Genomic DNA, 25,856 nt, shown 5'->3' with positions numbered 1-25,856 from the left:
GAGAGTTCCGCCTTACGGGACTTCCCCTTGCCGGCCTTATTGCGTCGCGCCGTAACACCCGTGGCCCTCTCGTCCTGTCTCCGAGCCACAGCCACCAGGGCCCCACACTTGCCGCAGGCAGGCACTGAGCGCGGACGGGCCGTGAATTTGGGAGCCACAGGGTCCAGCTTGCGTCCGCACATTGCACGGGTTGGATCGGCAGGATCTGGGCGATGAAGCTTGGGCTCGGCAGGCCGGCTGCCCGAGCTCGCGGGTTCCTCGACGAGCTTCCAGCCCATAGCCGCCCAGCGGTCAACCATGAATGGACGCTACGGCGTCCCGAAACCGTACTCTGTCAAGTATCCGACGACAGGCAGTCGAGCCAGCGACCGAGAGTGTGCATCGGACCGGCCCGCTGGGCGTTGTCGACAGCAACGCTGACCGGCAGCGAGGCAGCAACAAGGCAGCGGGAGCGTCGGTGCGGGTCGACCGCGAACGTGAACCGACGACGCCCGGCACCTGCTCGTCGAGGCAGGCCGCGACCAGGTGGCAGCGGCCGACAGCTTGAGACCGCATCCCCCCGGCGGGGGTCGTCCCTGCCGAGGGAGCCCTTCAACCTGCTCGTCGTGGAAAGTCGGCCGACCAGTCCCGCTCGGCCTGGGCCCCTGCCACGAGGTCGCGGACGCGACGCACGTCTGGAATGTGCAAGAGCATCGGGGTGGTCGACGGTTCTCTGGCCCATCCCCGCAGACCGTTCCTCGGGTTGAAGGCGTCGAGCACGCCGGGAAAGGCGCCGAAGGCCAGGCTGCCTGACCGGTCCGGCCGCTCGGCCACGACCGGCGGCGGCAGCAACCGTAGATAGGCCCAGGTGGTCCGGTTGCCGGACAGTCCGCCGATGGCCACCACCCGGAGGCCGGTGAGCATGTACCGGGTGCGGCGGGACGCGACGGCTCGCACGACGAATCGTCCGACCACCATATACAGGCCGACGAGCACGAAGGGAATCCCCCACAGCACGATGAACACCGGCGGGGGTCGGTCCCCGGCGACCCGCGCGGCGAGGACCGACGCTTCCCAGAACACGGCGTACCCGAACCATAGGAGACTGACGGGGATCAGCAGCACGTCCGGTGCCCAGAACAGTCGATGGCGGAGCGGGCGGCCCTCCCAGAGGATCCGCTCTCCGGGCAGCAGATCAACCTCGGATTCGGTCATCCGGCAATTGTGACGGGTCCCCGCAACAGTCGCGTCCGGCGCTCCCCACCTAGCCGCTGTCGACAGCAACGCTGACAGCAACCTCCCCGAACGCGGACGCACCGACGGGGGCAGGGACGGACCATCTTCCGAGTCGGCGACCGTTCCCGGACGAGCTCGGATGCGCTGCACAGAGCTTGTAAGCGAGATGTCGCCGGTTCGATCCCGGCCGGGGGCTCCAATTCCACCAGGCTTTTCCCGACGGGCACTGCCGTGAGTCGACCGGTTGACCGGAACGGGACTCACGAGAGTTCGCCAAGCGCCTGACGCATCGCGTCGACGTTGGCGTGAGCGTAGACCTTGAGGGTGATCTTCACGTCGGCGTGTCGGGCGATGGCCTGGACGACATGTGGCGGAACGCCCATCTCCATCGGTAGCGATACGACGGTGTGCCATAGATCGTGCAGGCGGGCACCAGTCCGACCCTTCTCGTAGCGGGGCGGCCGGCTGCCGGGGATGCCTGGGCTCGCATGATGGTTGACACTGCGGTCTCGATTGATGCTTTACATGATCACGACAACGCTGGCCGTCCAAGGTCTGCGCGGACCGGCCGTCGCACCGCCTCGGCGACGCGTCCCCGCTCATGCCGATGAGCCGTCCTCCAACTAGCGTTCACCCATGGCCAAGTCGTTGGACGTCTCGAGTCCGGCTGCACGTCGGGAAGCGCTCCGGATGGTTGACGTAGATGGTCCTGGCCCCCACCACGCGATGCTCCGCGAGATCTTCGACCTCGAAAGAGCGTGGCGCGAAGGTCCGGACACGGGCGAGAGCGACGAGTACGAGCAGATTTACGTAGCAGCCTTCCTGCTGTTCCTGATCGGCGATCCCGCGGACTCGCCCCGCCTGTATGGAGCGAAGTTCCGCACAGGTGACATGGACCTGGGCATTGGCTTCGATGCCCAGGCCATCTTCGGAGCGGGCAGGCGCGAAACGCTTCAGTGGCTCTTGGACAACGGATGCACCGACGAGCACGCGCATCTGTCTGAGTGGCTATCGCAGTGGGAAGACCCGAAGATTGACGACTGGGCTCCGCATGTACGCCGGTACTTCTACTCACCGGACGGCCGGCTGCGTCTGGATCCGCTTTAGACACACGCAGCCGGCCAAACGTCCGCCCTTGCTGCGAGGCTCGGGCTCGACATGACGCCGGGGCGATCATGTCGAACATCAACCGAGGCCGCAGTGTCAAGGCCGTCTGGGCCGGCAACTGATTCCGGCGGCGTCAGTGCTTCCAGAGGTCCTCCGTGCGGAAGTACCTGGCGGTGAACTCCTCTGCGATGGAGTCCGTGTCCGTCTCATCCGTCCACCAGCCTGGCCAGACGTCGACACCGGAGGGCGCACTGATGGCCGTCAGGACGGCGGAGCACCGGTGGCAGCGCCGAAGAGCCGAGTCCCGGAACCGCCCGCCGCAGTCACACCGTCGTAGTCGCGCTTCAACTGCGTCCATCAGCGTGGAACGGGTCCCGTCCCGGGCAGGAAGCGCATCCGCGATGGCGATACACGTGCTGTCGTAGTAACTGACATCCACCCGCATTGGGCAGCTGTCGCAGTAGAGGAAGTAGCAGTCCAACAGCGGTGAGTGATCGAGACGGTAAAGGCGTTCGTGGCACTCCGGACAGGTGATTTCCTCGCCGTTGAGCCAGTTGTCGTCAAGTTCGTCCGGGTGACTCACGGCACGATGATGGCACGATTCGCTTCAACGTCTGACGCCCGCGATTGAGTGACCAACTGGGTGACGACGGACGCGAGCATGGATGGACACCCATGGACGTTGGCGGACCGTACCGGCAGCTCAGCCCGGCTGCTCGCGCAGCTCACCCCTCAGTGATCGTTCTTTCGGGACGAACGGGTCAGATTCCGGTCTGCTGTTCCAGTTGCCGGCGAGCATCCCGCCACAGGCGCTCGAACTCCCCGGGAGACACGCTTTCCAGGGCAGGTTCCAATGCGTCGGTAGGTGGAGGGAGCGGGGCCTCCGGCACAACGCCGTACCGGCGTTCGTACTCGGCTACGGCGCCCACGGTCCCTGAGTCACGAGCCGTGAGCACCTCGGCGAGCGACGCCGCCGCCAGGAAGACCCCGTCCGACCCGCGCAGCTCAACGTGACGCAGCGCCCACCGATCGGCGTCCAGTTCCTCGTAGTTCCAGAGGTCGTCATTCGGCCAGTACCAACGGACGTAGGTCAGCACCTCGCCATTGTCACCCGAAGCCTTTAGCAGCGACAGGGCCGACGAATTGGGGCACCCAGGGGGCTCTGGGGAGGGGCTCAGCCGGACAGCGGCGGACCACCGCCCGAGGTCCGAGACATGCGCGAACCGGCCTGGACGCTCCGCCCAGAACTTGTAAGCGAGATGTCGTCGGTTCGACCCCGGCCGAGGGCTCCAATTTCACCGGGAAATGCGCATCGAGTGTTGTCGCGAGCCGGCTGCGGGGTCTACAGCTGACAGCGGGCTGGTCCCGCCAGAGCTAGGGTGCGGCCCGTGGATGCGACCTCGAATGGCCGGGTGCCGGCGACTTCGTTGCTGGCTGATGGCTTTCGGGAGGTGCTCGATGCCTTCGAGGAAGATGCCGGCCGCGCACCCCAGCTGGTGGAACTGCTGGAGATTCTGCGCGAGGGAGCCCGAACGCTGCCCGGTGACGCGTTGGCCGACGGCCATCCGGACGAGATTGTGGGCTTCGTCGAGCGTCCACGCGCACGCGCCCGTAACACCGATGTTCTTGGTGACCTCAATGATGGCCCATACGTCGCGGCCTCAGCGGCCTTCAACCGATGGTGGCGGGCCGGCTCGGGTGGGCCGGTAACCCGCGTCGACCTCGCCGCTGTGGTGCTTGAGGCGCTTCGTCAGGTCGGCCCAGCCCTGCTGGACTCGGCGGAGGCCGCCCGTCTCACCGCGATAGCGCCGAAGCTCAGGCGGGCGAAGGCCCGCGCCCGCATTGGTGACATCATCGCCGTAGCCACCGGCAACCACGACTACCACCTGGTCGTGCTGGTCTGCCGGAACCGTTTCGGCACCGCCTTCGGTCTGATCCGCGGCCGGTACCCGCTGCGGAACCCGACCGCCGGCCTCACTGCGGCAGCTACCGGCATCGTCAGGTACTGCGACGAGGAGGCGATCTCTACCGGGCGATGGCACCTGGTCGGGAACGACAGGCAACTGCTCGGCTACTTCCCCGCCGATCCGGAGATCTACCACCGGCCGCAGCCACCGTTCCCCGGCTTGCCCGCCGTCGGCGAGTTCGGGTCAGGAGAGACGGCCAGCGGCAACCCGCGTGATCTGACCGCGGCCGAAGCGCTCGCCATCGACCTGACCGGCAGTTACGTGCAGGTATACCTGCACGAGCAGTTCGAGCAGGCGCTCGCCGAGATCATCGCCCCGCACGGCGGTTAGCCCCTGGGCCGGCCGCGTCGGCGTGCGGGTGACACCGAGGGCCAGCGGTAACCTGAGCTGGGCAGCCCGGCCGGGGGAGAAAGAGCGAAACGAGGACGGATGAGTCGCGCCGTGGAGGAGTCGAACCGGGCGATGCTGCGTGCTCGGGACGCGATGGACCGCGCGTACGCCGAGCCGTTGGACATCCCGGCGCTGGCCCGGATCGCGCACGTCTCCGAGGCGCATTTCATCCGGACCTTCCGAGCCACCTTCGGCGAGACCCCGCACCGCTACCTGCAACGTCGGCGGGTGGAGCGGGCGATGTCGTTGCTGGTGGAGACCGGGCGAGACGTCACCGACATCTGCTTCGCGGTCGGCTTCAGCAGCCTGGGCACGTTCAGCCGGACGTTTCGGCAGATCGTCGGGGAGTCACCGACGGACTTCCGCCGCCGCGCCGCGCCGACCAACGTGCCGTCCTGCTTCACCAAGGCCTGGACCAGACCCAGCAGTTTTGGATAAGCAGCAGGTCACGGTCCCCGTCTAGCGTGATTGACATGACGATGAACGCGATCAGCCGCTCCCAGATCTACGTCCTCGACCAGGACGAGGCACTCGACTTCTACGTGAACAAGCTCGGCATGGAGCTCAACACCGACCAGGACCTCGGCTTCATGCGCTGGCTGACGGTCAACCTGCCCGGCGACCCGGAGCGCGAGATCCTGTTGGAGAAGCCGGGTCCGCCGGCGATGGACCCGGCCACCGCGGCGCAGGTCCGGGAACTGCTCACCAAGGGGGCGCTGGGCGGCGCCCTGTTCATGACCACCGACGACGCCCACAAGACGCACGAGGACCTGGTGGCCAAGGGGGTCGACATCACCGACGAGCCGACTGAGCGTCCGTACGGGATCGACTTCGGCATCCGGGACCCGTTCGGTAACCGGATCCGCATCGGCCAGATGTTCCCTCGGGCCTGAGGGGCGGACCGATGAGCCAGGCCGTTCCGCTTCCCGGGGTCCGACCGGTGGTCGCTGGCCTGGACCGCGCGCTGCTGGCCGGCGGGGTGCTCGCCGGCCCGATCTTCGCCGGCTCGGCGCTGCTCCAGGGGCTCACCCGGGATGGCTTCGACTTCCGGCGGCACCCGGTCAGTGTGTTGAGCACCGGTGAGCTGGGCTGGATCCAGATCGCCACGTTCCTGGTCACCGGAGTGCTCTGCGTGCTGGCCGCCGGGGCGCTCCGGCGCTCCACCGGCACCGGTTCGGTCTGGGTGCCCCGGTTGCTCGCCCTGTACGGGCTGGGCCTGGTGGGGGCGGCGATCTTCAGCGCCGACCCGGCCGATGGGTTCCCCGTCGGCACGCCCCGGGGTGCCGGCCAGATCAGCTGGCACGGTGGCCTGCACTTCCTGGTGGCGGCGGTCGCCTTCGTCTCGCTGATCGTGGCGACGGTGGTCGCCGGCCGACGGGCCGCGCGTCGTGGGCTGGTGGGTCGGGCCGGGTTCAGCCTGGCGACCGGGGCCTTCTTCGCGGTGGCCTGGGTGGCGCTGATGGTCCGGCCGGCGCCGGCCGTCATGGTGGCGTTCGGCCTGGCGGTGACGGTCGGTTGGCTGTGGGTGTCGGTCACCTTCGCGCGAGCGGCGTCCGGCCGGGTGGACTGAGCCGGTTGCCGTCACACCGGGAGGCACGGGGAGTTCCCGTGCCTCCCGGTGTGCTGAGGTGTGAGACATGATCACCCGGCTGCTGTATCTGGCCCGACACGGCGAGCAGGACCTGACCGAACCCGGCGAGCCGGATGCCGGCCTCTCGGAGCGGGGCCGGCGGCAGGCCAGGCTGCTCGGCGAGCGGCTGCGGGGCCGGCGGTTCGCCGCCGTGCACCACGGGCCACTGCGCCGGGCCGCGGAGACCGCCGAGCTGGTCGCCGCGTCGCTGCCCGGGGTTCCGGTGTACGCGACGGAGCTGGCCGGCGACCACCTCCCGCACGACACGGAGCCTGCCGGCCTGCCTCCGGCGTACGCCGAATTCCTGGCCCAGTTCCCGGCGGCCGAACGGGTCGACGGGCCGCGGGTGACGGCGGCGGCGGTATTGCGGTTCGCCGGCCCGGTCGCGGACGGCACCGACGGCGCGGATGGCGCCGGGCCGGTCCGTGAGCTGGTCGTGACGCACAACTTCCTGATCGCCTGGCTGGTCCGGCACGCCCTCGACGCGCCGGAACGGCGGTGGCTGGGGCTGAATCTGCACAACGCGGGGCTGACCGTCATCCGGTACGGCCCGGCCGGGCCGCCGAACCTGGTCGCCGTCAACGACGTGGCGCACCTGCCGCCGGAGCTGCGCGGCACCGGCCTGCCCCCGGACTACCTGATCTGAGCGTCGGGCGGTCAGCCGGTGACGCGTAGCAGCCGCTCCACCAGCGCCTGGGTGGCCGGCGGCGGGGCGGTGTCGGCCGGGCAGTCGACGTACCCGGTCTCGACCGTGCCGACGGTCAGCCGGTAGCTGAACGCGTCCGCGCAGAGAGTCGTGGTGGTCGGGCGGCGGGCCTCGGCGGCCAGTCGGGGATCGGCGGCCAGCCCGTGCAGCCGGCCGAGGTCGGCGGGGTCGAGTCGGCCCGTACGTTGGCTGCCGGCCCGGTCCACCATCGTCCACCGGCCGTCGGGTTCGACGGTCACGGCGTCGCCGCGGCCGGCGAAGCCGCCGGAGCGGAACAGCATCACCCGGGCAGCCGCGCTGGTGGCCCCGGTACCCGGGCTCACCGTGGGGGCGGTGGTCGCCGGCGGGGTGTCGGTGGCCGGGGCGGTCGAGGTCGGGCCGGCGGTGGCCGGGGGCCGGTCCGGGGTGCTGCCGGCCGGGTCGGCGCTGGTGCAGCCGGCCAGGGCGGCGACCAGGAGCGCGATCATGACGCCGTTCGTCGAGGCGGGTCTCATGCCGCTCGGACGCGCGGCCCCGGTCGCCGGTTCCCTTGTCAAGGCCCTCATCCGAACGGCCATTGTCGATGTCTGGGAGCGGTCCAGGGCTTCTCTTTTCTTCAACACATCGTTATATCTACATGTGTGACTACCCCCGTCACAATCCTTCTCTTTCCGGAGGGCACGTGAAACGACCCCTCGCCGCCGTCAGCGCAGCGCTGCTCACCAGCGGCCTGCTGACCTGCGTCGCCACCTCGGCGCACGCGGCACCGCCCACCGCCCCCGCGCCGGATGCCTCCGCCGCGGCCCAGGCAGCGACCGTCCTGCGAACGAACCCCGGCGCCGTCCAGGGTTCGAGCGCCGAGTCCTACCAGGTGCACAGCACCAAGGTGGACGCCACCGGCGCCACGCACACCCGCTACACCCGGACCTATCAGGGGCTGCGGGTGTACGGCGGTGACTTCGTCATCCACGCCACGCCGAGCGGCACCTACGCCGGCAGTTCGGTCGGTCTGGCCGCACCGCTGACCCTCGGTACCTCGGCCAAGGTCGCCTCCGCGGCGGCGAAGAAGACCGCCCGCGCCGGGTTCACCGGCACGGTCGAGGCCGTCGGCACCCCGGAGCTGTTCGTCGACGCCAGCTCCGGCCAGGGCCGGCTGGCCTGGGAGACCGTGGTCAGCGGCTGGCAGCCCGACGGGCAGACCCCGTCCCGGTTGCACGTGATCACGGACGCCTCCACGGGCGCGGCCGTCGGGTCGTACGACGAGATCGAGGCGGTGAACGGCACCGGCAACAGCATCTACTCGGGCACGGTCACCGTCGACACGACGCTCTCCGGCAGCACTTACCAGATGATCGACCCGTCGCACGGCAACGGCTCGACCTGCGACATGAACAACGGCACGTCGACCTGCACCACCTTCACCGACGCGGACAACACCTGGGGCACCGGGGCCAGTTCCAACCGGCAGTCCGCCGGCGTGGACGCGCACTTCGGCGCCGCGAAGACGTTCGACTACTTCAAGAACGTGCACGCCCGTAACGGCATCTTCGGCAACGGCACCGGCGTGCCGAGCCGGGTGCACTACGGCAGCAACTACGTCAACGCCTTCTGGGACGGCTCCCGGATGACCTACGGCGACGGCTCGGGCAACTCCCGTCCGCTGGTCTCGATCGACGTGGCCGCACACGAGATGAGCCACGGCGTGACCGAGAACGTGGTCCCCGGCGGCCTGACCTACTCCGGTGAGTCCGGTGGCCTCAACGAGGCCACCAGCGACATCTTCGGCAACATGGTCGAGTTCTACGCCAACACCTCGGCCGACCCGGGTGACTACCAGGTCGGCGAGAAGATCAACATCAACGGCAACGGCACGCCGCTGCGCTACATGTACAACCCGTCGCTGGACGGCTCGTCCGACAGCTGCTGGTCCACCAGCACGAAGAACAAGGACGTGCACTACTCCTCCGGCGTCGCCAACCACTTCTACTTCAACCTCGCCGAGGGCACCGGGGCCACCGCGTACGGCACCTCGCCGGTCTGCGGCTCCGCCCCCGCGGTGACCGGCATCGGCCGGGCCAAGGCGGAGAAGATCTGGTTCCGGGCGCTGGACGTCTACTTCACCTCCAACACGTCGTACGTCAACACCAGCAACCCGGCGAACACCGCACGGGCCTACAGCCTGCGGGCCGCCACCGACCTGTACGGCAGCTGCTCCACCGAGTACAAGGCCGTGCAGGCCGCCTGGACCGCGGTGAACGTGGCCGGCAACGACGCGCCCTGCTCGACCGGCAACGACTTCTCCGTGGCGCTCTCGCCGACCGCCGGCTCGGTGAACCCGGGTAGCTCGGCGTTCACCACCGTGGCCACCGCGACCACCAGTGGCACGGCACAGACCGTGACGTTCTCCGCGTCCGGCCTGCCCAGCGGTGCGAGCGCCGCGTTCAGCCCGGCCTCGGTGACCTCGGGCGGCTCGTCCACCCTCACCATCAGCACCTCGGCGGGCACCCCGCCCGGCACCTACTCGGTCACCGTCAACGGCGTGGGAGCGGTCACCCGGAGCGCGACCTACACGCTGACCGTGAACGGCACCGGCGGTGGCTGCACGGCGCCGGGCCAGAAGCTGGCCAACCCGGGCTTCGAGTCCGGTGCGACCGGCTGGACGGCCAGCTCCGGCGTGATCACCAACTCCAGCAGTCAGCCCGCCCGCACCGGGTCGTACAAGGCGTGGCTGAACGGGTACGGCAGCACCCGCACCGAGACGCTCGCCCAGTCGGTGAGCCTGCCGTCGGGCTGCTCGTCGTACACGGTCAGCTTCTGGCTGCACATCGACACCGCCGAGACCACCAGCAGCATCGCGTACGACACGCTGCGCGTGCAGGTGCTCAACAGCGGTGGGACGGTGCTGGCCACGCTGGCGACCTACTCGAACCTGAACAAGGCCGCCGGCTACAGCCAGAAGTCCTTCTCGCTGGCCGCGTACGCCGGCCAGACCGTCTCCCTGAAGTTCACCGGCACCGAGGACTCCTCGCTGCAGACGTCCTTCGTGGTCGACGACACCGCGCTCACCGTCTCCTGACCTGACGCGCTGCTCAAGCGGGCCCGACGGCCACCCCTCGCGGGTGGGTGTCGGGCCCGCGCCGCTATGGTCGCGGCACCGGAGCGGGCAGGCCGCCGCCGGTCGGCGGAATCCGGCCGGCGCGGAGTCGACGGACGTGGTGGCGACCCCAGGGGCGCCCGTGGAGAGGGGTGGACGTGTCGGACGCGGAGCTGACCGTCGAAGTGACCGGGCCGGTGGCGACCGTGGTGATCCACAACCCGGCCCGCCGCAACGCGATGACCGCGGCCATGTGGCGCCAGCTCCCCGAGCTGCTCGACCGGCTGGAGCCCGACCCCGACGTACGGGCGCTGGTGCTCACCGGCGCGGGCGACGCCTTCTGCGCCGGCGCCGACCTCGGCGACCTGGCCGAGCTGCTGGACGCCGGTGACGCCAGCATCGCGGTGGCCGCCGAGGAGCGCCTGGCCCGCTTCGCCAAGCCGACGGTGGCGGCCATCCGGGGCGCCTGCGTCGGGGGTGGGTGCCAGCTCGCGGTCGCCTGCGACCTGCGGATCGCCGCCGACGACGCCCGGTTCGGCGTACCGCCGGCCCGGCTCGGGCTGGTCTACCCGGCGCCGACCACCCGCCGGCTGGCCCGGCTGGTCGGGCCGTCCGCCGCCAAGCATCTGCTGTTCACCGCCGAGCTGATCGACGCCGCGCGGGCGCTGCGGGTCGGCCTAGTCGACGAGGTGCTGCCGGGCGACCAGCTCGCCGCGCGGGTGGACGACCTCACCGCGACGATCGCCCAGCGGTCGCCGCTGACCGTCGCCGCAGCCAAGGAGATCGTCGACGACCGGGCCGGGCCGGCCCGGGTCGCGTGGTGGCACCGGAAGGTGGCGACCAGCGGCGAGGCCCGGGAGGGGGTGGCGGCGGTCGCGGAGCGCCGTACGCCCCGCTTCGCCTGGCGGCCTCCCGCCAACGACTGACCACGTTTCAGGGTCCACTCCAGCCATCAAATGATCTCGATCCTGGCTGGCGTACGGCAGGACCGTACGGCAGGCTGTCCGTCGTGCAGCGTGATCAGTTGCTTGCGGGCCGCTACCGGCTCCTGGAACGCCTCGGCAGTGGCGGCATGTCCGAGGTGCACCGGGCGTACGACGAGGTGCTCGAACGGGACGTGGCGGTGAAGGTGCTCGTCGTCTCGGACACCAACGCCCGGCAACGGATCCGGGCCGAGGCCAAGGCCGCGGCCCGGCTGTCGCACCCGCACGTCACCAGCGTCTTCGACTACGGCCAGTCGCCGCTCGATGGTGCCGAGGTCCCGTTCGTGGTGATGGAGCTGCTCGGCGGCCACACCCTCGAACAGCAGCTGGCCACCGGGCCGTTGCCGCCCCGCGCCGGCCTGCGGATCTGCGCCGAGGTGGCGGCCGCGCTCGCGGCCGCGCACGCACGGGGGCTGGTGCACCGGGACGTCAAACCGGGCAACGTGATGCTCACCCCCACCGGCGCCAAGGTGCTCGACTTCGGCATCGCGGCGGTCGTCGGGGATCCGGAGATCGACTTCGAGGGGCGGCTGCTCGGCACGCCGGCCTACCTCGCCCCGGAGCGGTTGGAAGCCGGCGAGGTGCTGCCGGCCTGCGACGTCTACGCGCTCGGCCTGCTCCTGCACCGGGTGCTGACCGGCCGGCTGCCCTGGCGTACCGAGGCGCGGGCCGGGATGCTGCGCGCACACGCGTACGTCGAGCCGGACCCGCTGCCCGCGATCGACGGGGTGCCGCCACAGATCCACCGGCTCTACCGCTGGTGTCTGGCCCGCGACCCCGATGACCGGCCGCCGGCCGCCGAGGTGGCCCGCATCCTGCTCACCGTCGGCGAACCGGTCGCCGCCGTGGGCAGATCGACGGCGACCGGCGGTGAAGAGGTCGCCGCCGTGGGCGCATCGAGTTCCGGGCTGCCGTCCGGCGGGATGGCGGACGCCCGCGCTGAGCCAGCCGAGACGGTGGGCGGTGCGGTCGCCGGAACGACCGGTGCCGCCCGGAGGGTGTCCTGGCGTCGGCGGCGGGCGGTGTTGGCGGTCGGTGGTGCGGTGGTGGCCGCGGTGGCGATGGGCGGGTCGCTAGGCGACCCGGTCACACGACGACCGGAAGCGGGCGAGCCGCGCACCGGCATCGGATCGGGCGGCACCACGACGGTCGGGCTGCCGCGTATCGCCGACCCGGCTGACGCGGCCGTCCCCCGACCGCCCGCCGCCCCGCCGGCCAGCGCCGGACCTGACCCGTCGACCGGTCCAGGCAGTACACGGGCGGTCGCCAGCACCTCCGTACCGAGACCGCCCACCAGCACCTCCGGGCCGATCCCGACTGGAGCCGCGTCCACACCCAGCCCCGGGCCGGGTGTGCCGGTGGACGCCCTCGGTGGGACGGTCACGGTTCGCTGCCTCGGGGCGGCGGCCGAGGTCCTGGCGGTGACGTCCGCACCCGGCTACCGGGCGGCGGCGTACGACCCGGGCCCGGCGAAGCGGATCCAGGTCGAGCTGACCTCCGCCGAGCACCGCAGCGAGATCCGGGTGCACTGCGCCAACGGCCGGCCGAAGCCGCAGGTCAAGGAGCGCGCCGGCTGACCGGGGGCCGGCGGGTGCCGCGCCGGGGGCGTACCCCCGACACGGCCCCCCGTTCCCGCCGGCCGGTCCGTCACCGCCCCGCCAGGGCCGCCCAACCCGGGTTCACCGGCTCCCGGCGCAGCGGCATGCCCGCCTCCGCCGGCGTCCGGTCGCCCTTGCGCTGGTTGCAGCCGTAGCAGGCGGCGGTGGTGTTTCGCCAGGTGTTCCGGCCGCCGCGCGAGCGGGGCAGGATGTGGTCGATGGTCGACGCCGCGCCACCGCAGTACGCGCAGCAGCGGTCGTCGCGGCGCAGCACACCGGCCCGGGACCAGGCCGGCCCGGAGCTGAACCGCCACCGGGTGACCACGTAGCGGACGAGTCGTACCACCCGGGGCATCGGGAAGACCCCGATCACCTGGTCCGGCTCGGCCTCGTGGATCTCGGCCACCCGACGGCAGAGCATCCGGACGGCGTGCTGAACGGTGACCCGGTGCAGCGGGCCGAGGTCGGCGTTGATGACGAGGACGGCGTCCACCGGGATCTCCCTCCAGGGCAGTGACGGACGATGGCTCCGGACAGCGAAAAGCCGCCCGGTCCGGCTGTGGGACGGGCGGCTCGGCGCGTACGGGTACGCGTCAGTCGGGCCGGCCCGCCCGGGGACCTTCCGCTCGGCAACCGTCGCCGGGCAGCACGGATGGCACGCTGGTGACGTGCGACATCGTCATGATCTGCTCCCGCGGCGGTGTTGACCTTGCGCGATCACGGTAGGTCGGCACGGGTCAGACGGGCAACGTATTTCGATCGGCCGTCCGGCTCTGCCCCGGCGGACAGTGCGGCATATGACCGCCTTGTCAGGTTGCCGTGCCTCTCCTGGTCAGCAGCCCCCGTGGCCGGATCGAGTGCACCGGCTCGGCGGCGCCACCCTCGGCACGCAGGATGTGGTTCGCGGCGATGATGCCGGTGGCCGCGGAGCGTTCCATCAGGGCGCTCGGGAAGTCCGTGGCAACTCCGTCCCCGGCGAGATAGAGGCCGTTCGCGTCGGTGCGTACCCCCGGTCGCCAGGCGTGGCTGCCCAGGCTGAACGCCGGCGCCTGCGCCTCCACCCGGGCTCGCAGCTCGCGGATCCGCAGGCCGGCGGCCTCCGGCCAGAGCGCCACCAGCTCGCGGCGCATCCGCTCGGCCAGCTCCTCGGCCGGCACCCCCGGCTCGCAGGCGTACGCGTGCAACTCGATGACCGACCCGCCGGTCTGCCGCGCCCAGCGTCGCGACTCGTTCTCCAGCCGGTGGTAGAGCGTCACCGAGTCCAATGTGGGCTGCCGGGACACTCCGCTGAACACCGCGCGCTCGGCGGCCACGTCCCCGTCGCACCAGTACCGCGCCACCGCGTACGGCGGGCCGGGCGTGCCGAACGCGGGCATCCGCGCCACCAGCTCCGGTGCCTGCTCGACCAGGTCGGGGGAGGCCCCGACCAGCGCGGCGAGCGCCGGCGGGTCGACGGCCAGCACGATGTACCCCGCCGGGTGGCTGCCGCCGTCGGCGGTCGACACCCGCCAGCCGTCGGCGCCACGGTGCACCCCGGTCGCGGTGGCCCGGGTGAGCACCCGGCCGCCGTGCTTCTCCACGTGCCGGGTCAGCGGCTCCCAGATCGCCGTGCCGTAGTCCTCGTCCGGGCAGTCGAAGGCCAGCCCTTCCGGGTTGCCGAGCAGGTAGAAGTGGAACTGGGCGACCATCTCGGCGGCCGACATCTCCGACTCGTGGTTGAAGAACGAGTGCGAGAAGACCTCGAACAGCATGGCCCGGGCGCGGTCCGGCAGTCGCAGCGACGCCAGCAGCTCGTCGGCGGTGGTGTCGTCCAGCTCGGCGTAGGTGCGTACCGGGTCGTAGCTGAGCAGCGGCAGCGCGGCGTCCCGATCCATCAGTCGCAGGTCGGCCAGGCGCAGGCTGGGGCTGCGCAGCAGCAGCGCGAGCAGGTTCGCCGGCGGTGCGGGCGGCAGCTTGCCGAACTCCTCGGTCGGCCACTGCTCACTGAGGATCGGGTAGCCCGGGATCGGCTTGAGGAAGCCCAGGTCGGGGTCGACCCTGCGGAGGATGGACCGCCAGTTGTAGTACTGCCGGAAGAACGCGTGGAAACCGTGCTCGTTCTGCTGGCTGCCGTCGGCGAGCGCCTCCGGCCAGGCGCCCAGCCGGCCGCCCAGGGTGGGTGCCGCCTCCAGCACCGTCACCGTCACACCGCGCTCCGCCAGCACCACCGCCGCCGACATGCCGGCGATGCCGCCACCCACCACCACCGCCGTGACCGGTCCCGGCACGCGGTCGGCGCCACCGCCGCCCGGGTCCACCTGGTGCTGGCGTACGCCGATGAGCCGTCCCACCATTTGCGACAGCGCCATGAGCACCTTCCCGACCTGACGGAGCCTCCAGTCTGCCGCACAAAACGGTCAGTCGCGCGGTAGGCAGCGGCGGCTCCGGTCGGAGGCGGGCCAGACGTACTCCAGGTCCGCCGGCACGCCGTCGCCGAAGATCGGGCGGTAGTGCGCGGGGTCCTTGCGCAGCAGTGACGAGCGGTGACTCAGGTGGAATTCGTCGCGGCCCAGCCAGGGAGGAAGTTCAGCGGCCTCGGCCAGCTCGGTCTGGGTACGCACGACGCCGGCTCCGCAGGCGGCGGCGAGGTCGACGGTCATCGTGGTGGCGCAGGTGTCGGCCCGCCCCGGCTCGGTCCAGACCGCGCACATGTCCAGCCCGTAGCGGGTGAGTGCCTCCTCGTACCCGGCCCACATCTTCACCGCCGGGTGGTTGCGCCAGCCGTACCCGGGCCGGGTGAGCCCACGCAGCACCTGGATGGCCTCCACCCGCTGCTTGCCCAGCCGCCTCTGGTCCAGCGTGCGGGCGCTGGCCAGAAAGTCCGGGTACGGGAGGAACGTCTGCATGCCGCTGCTCTACCCACCGCCCTGGCCGACATGCCTGGCCGGGATGATCCGGACGGGGTCGCCCACCGTGGTGGTGCTGACTACGATCCGGGCATGGCGGAGCCGTGGCGGGACCGGGCGCGACGGGCGGTCGAGTGGAACTGGCGACTGCGGTCCGCCGGAGACCCCCGACCCCACTACGTGATCTGCGGGCGCGACGCGCTCGCCTACTACGTGGCCCGGGCGATGCTCGAATCCGAGCTGCCGGCCGGCGGGGCCCGGGTGACCGTGGTGGTGCCGGAGCGTTACCGCACCAACGGGCCGGACGTGGCCGGGCTGCGCGGGGTCCGGGTGGTCCGTTCAGACCGACTGGACGTGGCGACCTTCGAGGCCGCCGGGCTGGCCGGGGCTACCGGGCTGGCCCTGCTGCACCAGGACGACGTCGGCAACCTGCACGCCGCGCTCTGCGCCCAGGCCGTCGACCAGCGGGTCCGTCAGGTGCTGCGGATGTTCAACGGCACCCTCGCCGGTGGTGTGCGCAAGCTGCTCAAGGCGCCGGTCGAGGTGCTCTCCGACGCCGAGATGGCCGCACCGGCGTTCGTCGCCGCCGCGCTCGGCGAGGTCGACCCGAGCTCGTTCCAGCACCGGGACAAGACGCTGCGGGTGGCTCGCCGTGCCGACGTCCGGCCGCAGGATGTGGTCTGCGCGTTGGCCGACATCAGCGAGGAGCAGGGGGTGGAGCTGCTGCCGGCCGAGCAGGCCGACGCCGACCTGGTGCTCGCCGAGGCGACCGGGCAGCCGCCGGGCACCGAGGTCGCCGCCCGCCGGCTGGTCCGGGCGCGCAGGCGGCGCCGTCCGATGGCGGTGCTGCTGCGCGCGGTACGCGGCTTCGCCACCCGCAAGATCGGCATCGCGGTGATGCTGGTGCTCGCGGTGATCGCGCTGCTCGGCACGTTGATCTCCCGGGCCGAGGGCGTCTCCCCGGCCGAGGCGCTCTACCTGACGCTGGTCACCACCCTCAGCGGTGCCGACCCGGACACCGAAAAGGCGGCCGACGCGCAGATCATGCAGGTGGTGCTCAACCTGGCCGGGCTCGCGCTGATTCCGTTGATCACCGCGGTCGTGGTGGACGGCATCGTCAACGCGCGGCTGGCCCTGCACACCGGCCGGCTGCAGCCCGCCCGGGTCGGTCACTTCGTGGTGGTCGGCCTCGGCAACGTCGGCACCCGGGTGATGGCCCAGCTCCGCGAGTACGACGTCGAGGTGGTGGCGATCGACAAGGACCCGGAGCCGCGTGGCGCCGCCCTGGCCCGCCAGTTGGAGGTGCCGCTGATCGTCGGGGACGCCGCACTGCCGGAGACCCTGGCCGCTGCGTCGGTGGCGGACTGTCAGGCGCTGGTGGTGGCGTCCACCGACGACGTGGCCAACCTGGAGGCGGCGTTGGCGGCCCGGGATCTCCGCGACGACCTGCGGGTGGTGCTGCGGCTCTTCGACGGTGACTTCGCCGAACGGGTGGAGGAGACCTTCGCCCTCGGGGTGTCCCGCTCGGTCTCCTACCTGGCCGCTCCGGCCTTCATCGGGGCACTCACCGAGCGCGCGGTGATCACCACCATTCCGGTCGACCGGCATGCGCTGCCGGTCGCCGAGGTGCCGGTCGCCCCCGGCTCCGAGTTGGACGGCCGGCCGCTCGACGTGGTCAACCGGGATGGGCAGGTCCGGTTGATCGCCCGGACCCCAGCCGGCGGCGCCAAGACCATCTGGTGGCGGGACCTGGACCCCCGACAGGTGATCTTCGCGGGCGACCGGCTCACCGTGGTCGCCCGCCGGCGCGGGCTGGACTGGCTGACCAGGCAGTGCGCCCCGCCCGCCCGCACCGGCCCGGTTCCCCGACCGGCCGGGCCCGTCCTCGGTGGGGTGCCGACCCCACTGGCGGCACCCAGGTCGGCGCCGGGGCCGGCGGATTGGGAGGTCGCCGCATCCGCCCCTGGCGCGGCCCATCCCATGCCTACTCCGGTGTCACCCCCGGTCGGGGCGGTGCCGTCGGTCAACGGTGGACCGCCGGACGCGTCCGCCCCGGACGACGGCGGGCTGACCCGCCAACCCGATGGGGCCGGCGAGCCGAGCTGACCGGGTTCGCACGATGGCCTTGCCGGATAGCAGGGACGGGCTGGTCGTGAGTGACAATCGGGGTCATGCGATTCCGCATCCTGGGTCCGACCCAGGTGCTGTTGGCCGACGGGCGCGAGATCCCCGTGGGCGGTCCGCGGTTGCGCGCTCTGCTGGCGCTGCTTCTGCTCGACGCGGGCCGGATGGTGTCCGCGGAGCGGCTGATCGACGGCCTGTACGGCGAGCACCCGCCCCGTGGCGCGGCCAACGCACTCCAGTCCCAGGTCTCGCGGCTGCGCCAGGCCCTGCCCGCCGAGCACAACCCGGTCGAGTTCCACCCGGCTGGTTATCGCCTCGCCATTGATCCCGGCGATGTCGACGCATACCGGTTCGAGCGGCTCGCCGAGGCGGGAAGCCGCGCGCTCGCCAGCGGCGACTGGTCCCGCGCGGTGGCCGTGTTACGCGAGGCGCTGGAGCTGTGGCGTGGTCCCGCCCTGGCCGACGTCATCGACCTGGCGGGCGCACCCGCGCAAGCGGCCCGGCTGGACGAGCTGCGGCTGGCCGCCATCGAAGATCGTATCGAGGCGGAGCTGGCGCTGGGCGCGCATGCCGCGCTGGTCGCGGAGCTGCGGGAGCTGGTCGTCGCGCATCCGTTGCGGGAGCGGTCGCGGGGCCAGCTCATGCGCGCCCTGTCCGCACTGGGCCGGCCGGCCGAGGCACTGGCCGAGTTCGAGGACGCCCGGCGAACGCTGGCCGAGCAGCTCGGCGTCGACCCGTCGGCGGCGCTGGCCGCGATTCACCTGGCTGTGCTGCGCGGTGAGACGCATTCGGCCGTGCGCGGGACAAGCGAACCGGCACTGCCGAGCCAGCTCACCACGTTCGTCGGGCGGGAGGATGAGCTCAAGCGCGTTGGGGAGTTGCTCGGCGAGCGAAGGTTGGTCACTGTGACCGGCCCCGGGGGAGCGGGCAAGACGCGGTTGGCGATCGAGGCGGCAGGCCGCCTCGACAGTGAGGTCCGCTTCGTTGAGCTGGCTGGGCTGGCACATGGTTCGGACGTACCGCAGGCGGTGCTGAGCGCGCTCGGCCTGCGCGACGCGGGCCTGCGCGCCCCGGTCGAACCGAACCGGCAGGCAACCGACCGGCTGGTCGAGGCGCTCGCCGAGCGGCGGCTGCTCCTCGTGCTCGACAACTGCGAGCACGTCATCGCAGACGCGGCCCGGTTGGCCGCGCGGTTGCTGAGCGCGTGCCCGACGCTGTCTGTCCTGGCCACGAGTCGCGAACCGCTCGGGCTGGCCGGTGAGGCGTTGTGCCCGTTGTCCGGGCTGACCCTGCCGCCGCCCGACGTGTCGGTGCTGGACGCCGACGACTACGCCGCGGTCATCCTGTTCGCCCAGCGGGCCGCTGACGTCGCGCCCGACTTCGCCGTCACGTCGGCCAACGTCGAGATGGTGCTGCGGATCTGCCGTACCCTCGACGGCCTGCCGCTGGCGATCGAGCTGGCCGCCGCGCGGCTGCGGGCGCTGCCCGTCGCGGAGGTGGCCGCTCGTCTCGACGATCGGTTCCGGCTGCTGTCGATGGGCAACCGGGCCGCGTCGCCGCGACACCGCACGCTCCGGGCCGTGGTCGAATGGAGTTGGGACCTGCTCGACGACGCCGAACGGAGGCTGGCCCGACGGCTGACTGTCTTCGCAGGCGGTGCCACATTGGAGGCGGCCGGGAGAGTTTCCGGCCTGCCCACCGCCGAGTTCGTCGACGCGTTGACCGGTCTGGCCGACAAGTCCTTCGTCGAGTTGACCGGTGGTCGCTACCGGATGCTCGAGACGGTGCGCGCCTTCTGCGCCGAGCGTCTCGCCGAAGCCGGCGAGGCCGACCAGCTACGCCGCGCGCACGCCACGTATTTCCTGGAGTTCGCCTGGACCGCCAGCGACCACCTGAGGCGAGCTGAACAGTTGCAGTGGCTGCGACGGCTCGACGCCGAGCGGGACAACCTGCATGCGGCGCTGCGTCGTGCCACCGGGGCCGGTGACGCGTCCGACGCGGCCGGGCTGGTCGCGGCCCTGTCGTTCTACTGGTGGCTGCGCGGCATGCGCGGGGAAGGTGCCCGGCTGGCCGCCGACGTCCTCGACCTGCTCGGCGCCGAGGCGCCGCCCGGGCTGGGCGAGGAGTTCGCCCTCTGCGTCTTCAACGCCTCGCTCGGTGGTTCCGGCCATCTGCCGTCCGGATCGCAGCAGTCCATGATCCGAAGCCTCGGCCGGCCGCCTCGACAACCTTTTCTGCTGTATCTGTCGGGGATCTCCACCGGGCCACCGTCCGGCGGTGCCGAGGACGTCGAAGACCTCATGCGGGAGCTGCGGCAGCTGGTCGGCCCGGACGTGTGGATCAACGCGCTCGGCGCGATGGGAACCGGCTCCGCGCAGATGTGGCGTGGTCAGTGGGACCAGGCCAGGACCGCACTGGTCACCGCGCTTGACGGCTTCCGGAGCACCGGGGACCGGTGGGGGGCCATGATCACGCTCGGCGCGCTCGGTGAACTCGCCGCCTGGCGGGATGATCCGGAGACGGCCAGCGCACACATGGATGAGGCCCTGGGGTTGGCCGAGAGCCTCGGATCGGCCGTCGATCAGGCCGACATGCTGCGTACCCGGGGCGAGCTGAGGCTGCGCGCCGGTGACCTCGCCGCGGCGTGGGACGACTTCGCCGCTGCGCTGCTCCTCGCGCAGCGCAGCGGCGCGCCGGAGTTCGTATCCAGCGCTCGGCTCGGCCTCGCCCAGGTCGCACGGCTGCGCGGAGATCTCGGCGAGGCGAGGCGGCTCTGCGAAGAGGCGTTGGTCGGCGGGCTCACCGGCTGGTACGTCGGCGAGGCCACCCGCTCGGAGATCATCCTCGTCCTCGACCAGATCACCGAGGCGGAGAAAGCCGGGGCACCGGAGGTGCCTGGTGCGCCGCCGTCAGCCGACGGTGCGTGAGCCGTCAGCGCCCGACCGCACCGTGGGGGCATGACGACATTCGACGTGGTCGCCGAAGGGCTGGGCAAGCGGTACGGCCCGACCCACGCGCTCGACACGTTTGACCTGACCGTACCGACCGGCGCGGTGCACGGACTGCTGGGACCGAACGGCGCCGGGAAGACGACGGCCGTACGGATCCTTGCCACGCTGCTGCACTTCGACGCCGGCAGGGCCACTGTGGCCGGATACGACGTGCGGCGTCAGCCGGACGAGGTGCGTGCCCGGATCGGGCTGACCGGGCAGTACGCCGCCGTCGACGAGACCCTCAGCGGCCGGCAGAACCTGGAGCTGTTCGGCCGGCTGTTCCGGCTCGGCCGACGGGCGGCCCGCCAACGAGCCGACGAACTGCTGGAACGGTTCGGGCTCGACGAGGCGGCGAGTCGGTCCGCCGGTGAGTATTCGGGTGGGATGCGCCGCCGGCTGGACCTCGCCGCCAGCCTGATCCGCACGCCGCGCGTTCTCTTCCTCGACGAGCCGACGACCGGCCTGGACCCGCGCAGCCGCAACCAGGTGTGGGACCTCGTCCGCACCCTGGTCGCGGACGGGACCACGGTGCTGCTCACCACGCAGTACCTGGAGGAGGCCGACCAACTCGCCAACCGGATCTCGGTGATCGACGCCGGTCGGGTGGTGGCCGAGGGCTCACCGGACGAGCTGAAGTCGATGACCGGCGGTGACCGGGTCGAGGTGGTGGTGCGCGACGTGGCCGACCTGACCCAGGCTGCCCGCATCGTGACCCGGATCTGCGGCGCGGAGCCCGAGCGCGATCCGGAGATCCGGCGGCTCAGCGCGCCGGTGACCGACCGGGTCACCGGGCTGGTCGACGTGGTGCGGGCGTTGGACGACGCGGGGATCGCGGTCGAGGACATCGGCCTGCGCCGCGCGACGCTGGACGAGGCGTTCCTGCACCTGACCGGGCACCGCCCCGACGAAGCCCGCGTGCCCGTCGGCGCCGGAGGAAAGGTGGACGCGGCATGACCACTGCGATCCGATCGGTCGAAACGGCGGCCACCACGGTCCCGCCGGTGCCCGCGCGTACGCCGCTGGCGCGGTTGGGTGCCGCGATCACCGACGGCTGGACAATGACCAGGCGCAACATGATCCACGTGATCCGTGCGCCGGAGGAGCTGATCCTCTACTTCTCGCTGCCGATCATGTTCGTGCTCGTCTTCGGCTACGTGTTCGGCAGCGGCATGCAGGTGCCGGGCGGCGGCAACTATCGCGAGTTCCTGCTGCCCGGGGTCTTCGTGATGACGATGCTGTACGGGCTTGGCGCCACCGCGACCGGCGTGGCGCTCGACCTCAGTCGGGGTGTCGTGGACCGGTTCCGGTCGATGCCGATGGCGCGTTCCGCCCTCATGACCGGCCGCAGTGCCGCCGATCTGCTCCGCGCCCTGCTGGAGATGGCCACCCTGCTGGTCTGTGGCCTGCTCGTCGGGTGGCAGTGGCGAGAGGGCGTGGGCCGGGCGTTGCTCGCCGTCGGGCTCCTCCTACTGCTGCGGGTCTCGATCACCTGGATCGGCATCTACCTGGCGTTGCTGGTCCGCAATCCGGACACGGTCGGCGTGATCGTCTTCCCGGCGGCGTTCCCGCTCACCGCGATCTCCAACGTGTTCGTGTCGCCCGAGCTCATGCCGCCGTGGATCGGCGCGATCTCGGAGTGGAACCCGCTGTCGGCCACCGTCGCGGCGATCCGCCAACTGTTCGGCAATCCGGGCCTGGGTGGCGACTCCTGGCCGGCAGAGAACGCGATGCTGTTGGCGGTGGTGTGGCCAGTGCTGCTGATCGCGACGTTCGCTCCGCTGGCAGTGCGCCGCTACCAGCGGCTGAGTCGCTGACCCCTGGTCGCCGGTGGCCTCCTCGGGTCAGCGGCGACCAGGCCGTAGCGCGTACCAGGCGGCGCCGACGGCGAGCACTCCGAAGCCGGCGAGGACGCTGCTCAGTGGCAGGTTGACCGCGAGCAGCAGGCAGCCGACCAGGCCCAGGCCGGCGAGTACCTGAACCGGCAGCTTCCGCCCCGGCTCTCGGCCCAGCGTCAGCGCTGCCGCGTTGGTGATCGCGTAGTAGACGAGCACGGTGCAGCTGGAGAAGCCGATCGCGTCCCGCACGTCGCCGAGCAGCACCACCAGGATCACCACGGCGGCCACGGCCACCTCGGCCCGGTGCGGCACCTGGCGTACGGGGTGTACGGCGGCCAGCGCGCCGGGCAGGTCGCGGCGGCGCGCCATCGCCAGGGTGGTCCGGCCGACCCCGGCGACCAGGGACAGCAGCACTCCGATGACGGCGATGGTGGCCCCGGCGCGGACCACCCAGGCCAGGCCGGGTAGCCCGGCGGCGGTCACCACGTCGACCAGGGGCGCGGCGGAGTCGGCCAGCCGGTCGGGGCCGAGCACGCCGAGCGTGACCACGGCCAGCACCAGGTAGATCGCGAGCACCACGCCGAGCGCCAGCGGCACCGCGCGGGGGATGGTCCGGCGCGGATCACGGACCTCCTCGCCGAGCGTGGCGATCCGGGCGTACCCGGCGAAGGCGAAGAACAGCAGCCCGGCGGCGGTGAGCACGCCCCGGCCGGAGCCACCGGGATCGCCGAGCCGGTCCAGCGCCAGGTCGCCACCGGCGACGCCGACGACCGCGACCAGGGCCAGCACCGCGAGTACCAGCGCGACCAGGGCCTTGGTCGCGGTTGCCGTCTTGCCGATGCCGCGCAGGTTCACCGCGGTGACCGCGAGGACCGCGCTGACCGCGACCAGCCGGGCCTGACCCGGCCACAGGTAGGCCCCGATGGTCAGCGCCATCGCCGCGCAGCTCGCCGTCTTGCCGACGACGAAGCCCCAACCGGCCACGAAGCCGGCCAGCGGCCCGAGGCGCTCCCGTCCGTAGACGTAGGTCCCGCCGGACTCCGGATAGCGGGCCGCCAGTCGGGCCGAACTGGTCGCGTTGCAGAAGGCGATGAAGCCGGCGAGCACCAGAGCGGGCAGCAGGCCGGCGCCGCCGGCCGCCGCCGCGGCCGGGCCGAAGACCACGAAGACGCCCGCGCCGAGCATCGAGCCCAACCCGATGACCACCGCATCGGGTACGTCGAGCCGTCGCGCCAGGTGATTCACCCGCCGCACCCTAGGGGTACGAGGTGAACGGCCGGTCCCACTGGCGTAGCCGGCCGGGCAGCGGCAGGTTGTCCCACGGTGCCCGGTGCAGCAGCCGGTCCAGGATCAGCCCGAGCAGCAGCCCGGCCACCGAGTCGGTCAGCCAGTGCCAGCCCAGGTAGGTGGTGGTGGTGAGCACCACCAGGGGCGGCACCACGCGGATCACGATGACCAGCCGGGCCGGCAGTTGCCGGCCGAAGCTGCGCGCCAGCGGGACGAGCAGCAACGCTATGACGCCGTACCAGACGATCGCGTTGGCGACGTGCCCCGACGGGTAGGACTGGGCGAACCGGACCGGCAGGTCGTCGTGGAACAGCGGCAGGGTCTGCTCGGGTGGCAGGTAGGGCTCCTTGACGCTCGCGCTCGGCGCCGCCCGGGCGGTCCACACCTTGAGCGGGCCGATGGTCAGATAGGTCAGCCCGAACGCGACCACCGGCGGCAGGACCGGGCGCAGCGACCGGAGCCGGACGGCCAGCAACACACCCAGCCCGGCGGCGATCAAGGTCAGCGGGGTGCCCTGGCCGAGCAGGTTCAGCACCCGGGCAACCCAGTAAGCGACTGCCGGCCGATGCCCGTCGGCCCAGTCGGCGACCGCCCGGTCCAGCCCGAAGAACTGGTCCGCGGCGAGCGCCACGGTCAGCCCGACCAGCCCCACCAGCAGCAGGGCATCGAACCACCAGCCGGCCGGCCGGACCGGCCGTAGCCGCAGGTGACGTCGTACCGCTGTGGTCTCCCGCACGCGACCACGCTACCGGCACCGGGCGAGGCCGCCGTCCCGCGCTGTGTGCCCAGCCACGATGAGAGGCGGATGTGGGGGGAGACCAGTCATGCTTGTGCCCGTGCGGATCACGTCTGCCCTCGTGGACCCGGCGCTGCTCGACCTGCCCTGGTCGACACCGCTGGAGGAGTGGCCTGCCCAGCACCTGGTGGCCCTGCCGCAGGGCATCTCCCGACACATCGTCCGGTTCGTCCGGCTGGGTGAGTACGTCTACGCGTTCAAGGAGACTCGCGAGCGGATCGCCGAACGGGAGTACGACCTGCTCCGGGCCCTGGAGCGGATCGACTTCCCGTCGGTCGAGGCCGTGGCGGTGGTCGCCGACCGGCAGACCGAGGACGGGGAACCCCTCGAATCGGTGCTGATCACCCGGCACCTGCAGTTCTCACTGCCCTACCGGGCGCTCTTCTCACACACCCTGCGGCCGGAGACGATGAGCCGGCTGCTCGACGCGCTCGCCGCGCTGATCGTGCGGATGCACCTGACCGGTTTCTTCTGGGGCGACTGCTCGCTGTCCAACACGCTGTTCCGGCGGGATGCGGGCGCCTTCGCGGCGTACCTGGTGGACGCGGAGACGGGCGCGCTGCACAACTCACTCTCCAACGGCCAGCGCGGCGAGGATCTGGAGATCGCCCGGGTCAACATCTTTGGCGAGGCACTGGACCTGCAGGCCGCTGGTCTGCTGCACGAGTCCATCGACCCGGAGCTGGTCTGCGAGGAGGTCGTGCAGCGCTACGAGCGGCTCTGGCACGAGATCACCTACGAGCAGGCGGTCGAGCGGGAGGCCCGGCACGACATCGAGGGCCGGATCCGCCGCCTCAACGACCTGGGCTTCGACGTGGCCGAGGTGGCCATGTCGACCATTGACAACGGGCGTTACCTGGTCCGGCCGAAGGTGGTCGACGCCGGCTACCACACCCGGCGGCTGCTGCGACTCACCGGGTTGGACGCCGAGGAGAACCAGGCGCGCAAGCTGCTCAACGACCTGGACGCCTACCGGGCGGAGAGCGACCTGAACGACGAGCAGCAGGCGGCGCACCGCTGGCTCACCGAGGTCTTCGAGCCGGTGGTCCGGGCGGTGCCCGCGCACCTGCGCCGCAAGCTGGAGCCGCAGGAGCTGTTCGCGCAGATCATCGAGCACAAGTGGCTGCTCTCCGAGCGGGCCGGCCGGGACGTCGGGATGCGCCACGCGGTCCAGTCGTACCTGGCCGACGTGCTGGTGCACCGCCCCGACGAGCAGGCCGTGCTCGGCGTCGAGGTCTCCACCCTCGGTTGACCCGAGCCTGGGCTT

25 protein-coding genes are annotated in these 25,856 nt (G+C 71.6%); 15 read left to right on the top strand and 10 right to left on the bottom strand.

The window, feature by feature from the left end; all coding sequences use genetic code 11:
* Nucleotides 1-591: 591 nt before the first annotated feature.
* Together OG470_RS04520 and OG470_RS04515 are read right to left on the bottom strand one after the other, a co-directional pair.
* Nucleotides 592-1,194: a hypothetical protein gene (locus tag OG470_RS04520; RefSeq protein WP_328421065.1), complete on the bottom strand. Its 603-nt coding sequence runs from the start codon at nt 1,192-1,194 to the stop codon at nt 592-594.
* Nucleotides 1,195-1,475: 281 nt separating this feature from the next.
* Entirely contained in the window at nt 1,476-1,604 is a 129-nt protein-coding gene (locus OG470_RS04515) for a hypothetical protein (protein ID WP_328421063.1), read from the bottom strand.
* A 337-nt stretch (nt 1,605-1,941) separates the two neighbouring features.
* On the opposite strand from OG470_RS04515, the gene OG470_RS04510 reads away from it, so the two are divergent.
* Complete coding sequence (locus tag OG470_RS04510; protein WP_328421061.1) at nt 1,942-2,322, top strand: hypothetical protein; 381 nt, start codon at nt 1,942-1,944, stop codon at nt 2,320-2,322.
* A gap of 133 nt (nt 2,323-2,455) precedes the next feature.
* Here the strand turns inward: OG470_RS04510 and OG470_RS04505 are convergent, their stop codons facing one another.
* Both OG470_RS04505 and OG470_RS04500 read right to left on the bottom strand, forming a co-directional pair.
* The gene (locus OG470_RS04505) at nt 2,456-2,905 is read right to left on the bottom strand and encodes a hypothetical protein (RefSeq protein WP_328421059.1); all 450 of its coding nucleotides are present in this window, start codon (nt 2,903-2,905) and stop codon (nt 2,456-2,458) included.
* 178 nt (nt 2,906-3,083) lie between these two features.
* Nucleotides 3,084-3,419, bottom strand: a complete 336-nt coding sequence (locus OG470_RS04500) for a hypothetical protein (protein ID WP_328421057.1) — start codon at nt 3,417-3,419, stop codon at nt 3,084-3,086.
* A 291-nt stretch (nt 3,420-3,710) separates the two neighbouring features.
* Between OG470_RS04500 and OG470_RS04495 the strand changes: the two genes are divergently transcribed.
* The 5 genes from OG470_RS04495 (at nt 3,711) to OG470_RS04475 (ending at nt 6,955) form a co-directional block, all read left to right on the top strand.
* Nucleotides 3,711-4,619 (top strand): hypothetical protein, encoded by a 909-nt coding sequence (locus OG470_RS04495; RefSeq protein ID WP_328421055.1) that lies wholly within the window; start codon nt 3,711-3,713, stop codon nt 4,617-4,619.
* A gap of 99 nt (nt 4,620-4,718) precedes the next feature.
* Nucleotides 4,719-5,117 (top strand): AraC family transcriptional regulator, encoded by a 399-nt coding sequence (locus OG470_RS04490; protein ID WP_328421053.1) that lies wholly within the window; start codon nt 4,719-4,721, stop codon nt 5,115-5,117.
* A gap of 35 nt (nt 5,118-5,152) precedes the next feature.
* On the top strand, nt 5,153-5,572 hold the full coding sequence (locus OG470_RS04485; RefSeq protein ID WP_328421051.1) for a VOC family protein: 420 nt from the start codon (nt 5,153-5,155) through the stop codon (nt 5,570-5,572).
* Between the two features lie 11 nt (nt 5,573-5,583).
* The gene (locus OG470_RS04480; protein ID WP_328421049.1) at nt 5,584-6,249 is read left to right on the top strand and encodes a DUF998 domain-containing protein; all 666 of its coding nucleotides are present in this window, start codon (nt 5,584-5,586) and stop codon (nt 6,247-6,249) included.
* 67 nt (nt 6,250-6,316) lie between these two features.
* Entirely contained in the window at nt 6,317-6,955 is a 639-nt protein-coding gene (locus tag OG470_RS04475; RefSeq protein WP_328421047.1) for a histidine phosphatase family protein, read from the top strand.
* 11 nt (nt 6,956-6,966) lie between these two features.
* On the opposite strand, the gene OG470_RS04470 is transcribed toward OG470_RS04475, so the two are convergent.
* On the bottom strand, nt 6,967-7,482 hold the full coding sequence (locus OG470_RS04470; RefSeq protein ID WP_328421045.1) for a protealysin inhibitor emfourin: 516 nt from the start codon (nt 7,480-7,482) through the stop codon (nt 6,967-6,969).
* On the opposite strand from OG470_RS04470, the gene OG470_RS04465 reads away from it, so the two are divergent.
* From OG470_RS04465 to OG470_RS04450, 4 genes are all read left to right on the top strand, one after another.
* Nucleotides 7,481-7,639: a hypothetical protein gene (locus OG470_RS04465; RefSeq protein ID WP_328421043.1), complete on the top strand. Its 159-nt coding sequence runs from the start codon at nt 7,481-7,483 to the stop codon at nt 7,637-7,639. The two genes, OG470_RS04470 and OG470_RS04465, sit on opposite strands and share 2 nt — an antisense overlap.
* A gap of 37 nt (nt 7,640-7,676) precedes the next feature.
* A complete protein-coding gene (locus tag OG470_RS04460; RefSeq protein WP_328421041.1) occupies nt 7,677-10,070 on the top strand; it encodes a M4 family metallopeptidase in 2,394 nt (797 codons plus the stop codon).
* Nucleotides 10,071-10,240: 170 nt separating this feature from the next.
* On the top strand, nt 10,241-11,014 hold the full coding sequence (locus tag OG470_RS04455) for an enoyl-CoA hydratase/isomerase family protein (protein ID WP_328421039.1): 774 nt from the start codon (nt 10,241-10,243) through the stop codon (nt 11,012-11,014).
* Between the two features lie 83 nt (nt 11,015-11,097).
* Entirely contained in the window at nt 11,098-12,648 is a 1,551-nt protein-coding gene (locus tag OG470_RS04450; protein WP_328421037.1) for a serine/threonine-protein kinase, read from the top strand.
* 70 nt (nt 12,649-12,718) lie between these two features.
* Here the strand turns inward: OG470_RS04450 and OG470_RS04445 are convergent, their stop codons facing one another.
* The 3 genes from OG470_RS04445 to OG470_RS04435 form a co-directional block, all read right to left on the bottom strand.
* The gene (locus tag OG470_RS04445) at nt 12,719-13,162 is read right to left on the bottom strand and encodes an HNH endonuclease (RefSeq protein ID WP_328421035.1); all 444 of its coding nucleotides are present in this window, start codon (nt 13,160-13,162) and stop codon (nt 12,719-12,721) included.
* Between the two features lie 316 nt (nt 13,163-13,478).
* Nucleotides 13,479-15,017 carry an FAD-dependent oxidoreductase gene (locus OG470_RS04440; protein WP_328421033.1) on the bottom strand — a complete coding sequence of 513 codons (1,539 nt, stop codon included), beginning with the start codon at nt 15,015-15,017 and terminating at the stop codon, nt 13,479-13,481.
* Nucleotides 15,018-15,065: 48 nt separating this feature from the next.
* On the bottom strand, nt 15,066-15,554 hold the full coding sequence (locus OG470_RS04435) for an MSMEG_6728 family protein (protein WP_328421031.1): 489 nt from the start codon (nt 15,552-15,554) through the stop codon (nt 15,066-15,068).
* Between the two features lie 93 nt (nt 15,555-15,647).
* On the opposite strand from OG470_RS04435, the gene OG470_RS04430 reads away from it, so the two are divergent.
* The 4 genes from OG470_RS04430 to OG470_RS04415 all read left to right on the top strand — a co-directional run bounded on the left by OG470_RS04430 (nt 15,648) and on the right by OG470_RS04415 (nt 22,485).
* Entirely contained in the window at nt 15,648-17,660 is a 2,013-nt protein-coding gene (locus OG470_RS04430) for a potassium channel family protein (protein ID WP_328421029.1), read from the top strand.
* Between the two features lie 65 nt (nt 17,661-17,725).
* Entirely contained in the window at nt 17,726-20,605 is a 2,880-nt protein-coding gene (locus OG470_RS04425; protein ID WP_328421027.1) for a BTAD domain-containing putative transcriptional regulator, read from the top strand.
* 30 nt (nt 20,606-20,635) lie between these two features.
* A complete protein-coding gene (locus tag OG470_RS04420) occupies nt 20,636-21,625 on the top strand; it encodes an ATP-binding cassette domain-containing protein (protein WP_328421025.1) in 990 nt (329 codons plus the stop codon).
* Between the two features lie 104 nt (nt 21,626-21,729).
* Complete coding sequence (locus OG470_RS04415) at nt 21,730-22,485, top strand: ABC transporter permease (RefSeq protein WP_355602021.1); 756 nt, start codon at nt 21,730-21,732, stop codon at nt 22,483-22,485.
* Between the two features lie 27 nt (nt 22,486-22,512).
* Here the strand turns inward: OG470_RS04415 and OG470_RS04410 are convergent, their stop codons facing one another.
* On the bottom strand, nt 22,513-23,751 hold the full coding sequence (locus OG470_RS04410) for an APC family permease (protein WP_328421021.1): 1,239 nt from the start codon (nt 23,749-23,751) through the stop codon (nt 22,513-22,515).
* Nucleotides 23,752-23,761: 10 nt separating this feature from the next.
* On the bottom strand, nt 23,762-24,499 hold the full coding sequence (locus tag OG470_RS04405) for a phosphatase PAP2 family protein (RefSeq protein WP_328426133.1): 738 nt from the start codon (nt 24,497-24,499) through the stop codon (nt 23,762-23,764).
* Nucleotides 24,500-24,617: 118 nt separating this feature from the next.
* Between OG470_RS04405 and OG470_RS04400 the strand changes: the two genes are divergently transcribed.
* Nucleotides 24,618-25,841, top strand: coding sequence for a DUF4032 domain-containing protein (locus OG470_RS04400; RefSeq protein ID WP_328421019.1), 1,224 nt, complete (start codon nt 24,618-24,620; stop codon nt 25,839-25,841).
* Nucleotides 25,842-25,856: the final 15 nt, after the last annotated feature.

Source organism: Micromonospora sp. NBC_00389 (assembly GCF_036059255.1).
Classification (GTDB): Bacteria; Actinomycetota; Actinomycetes; order Mycobacteriales; family Micromonosporaceae; genus Micromonospora.
This window is presented reverse-complemented; position numbering and strand designations above follow the sequence as displayed.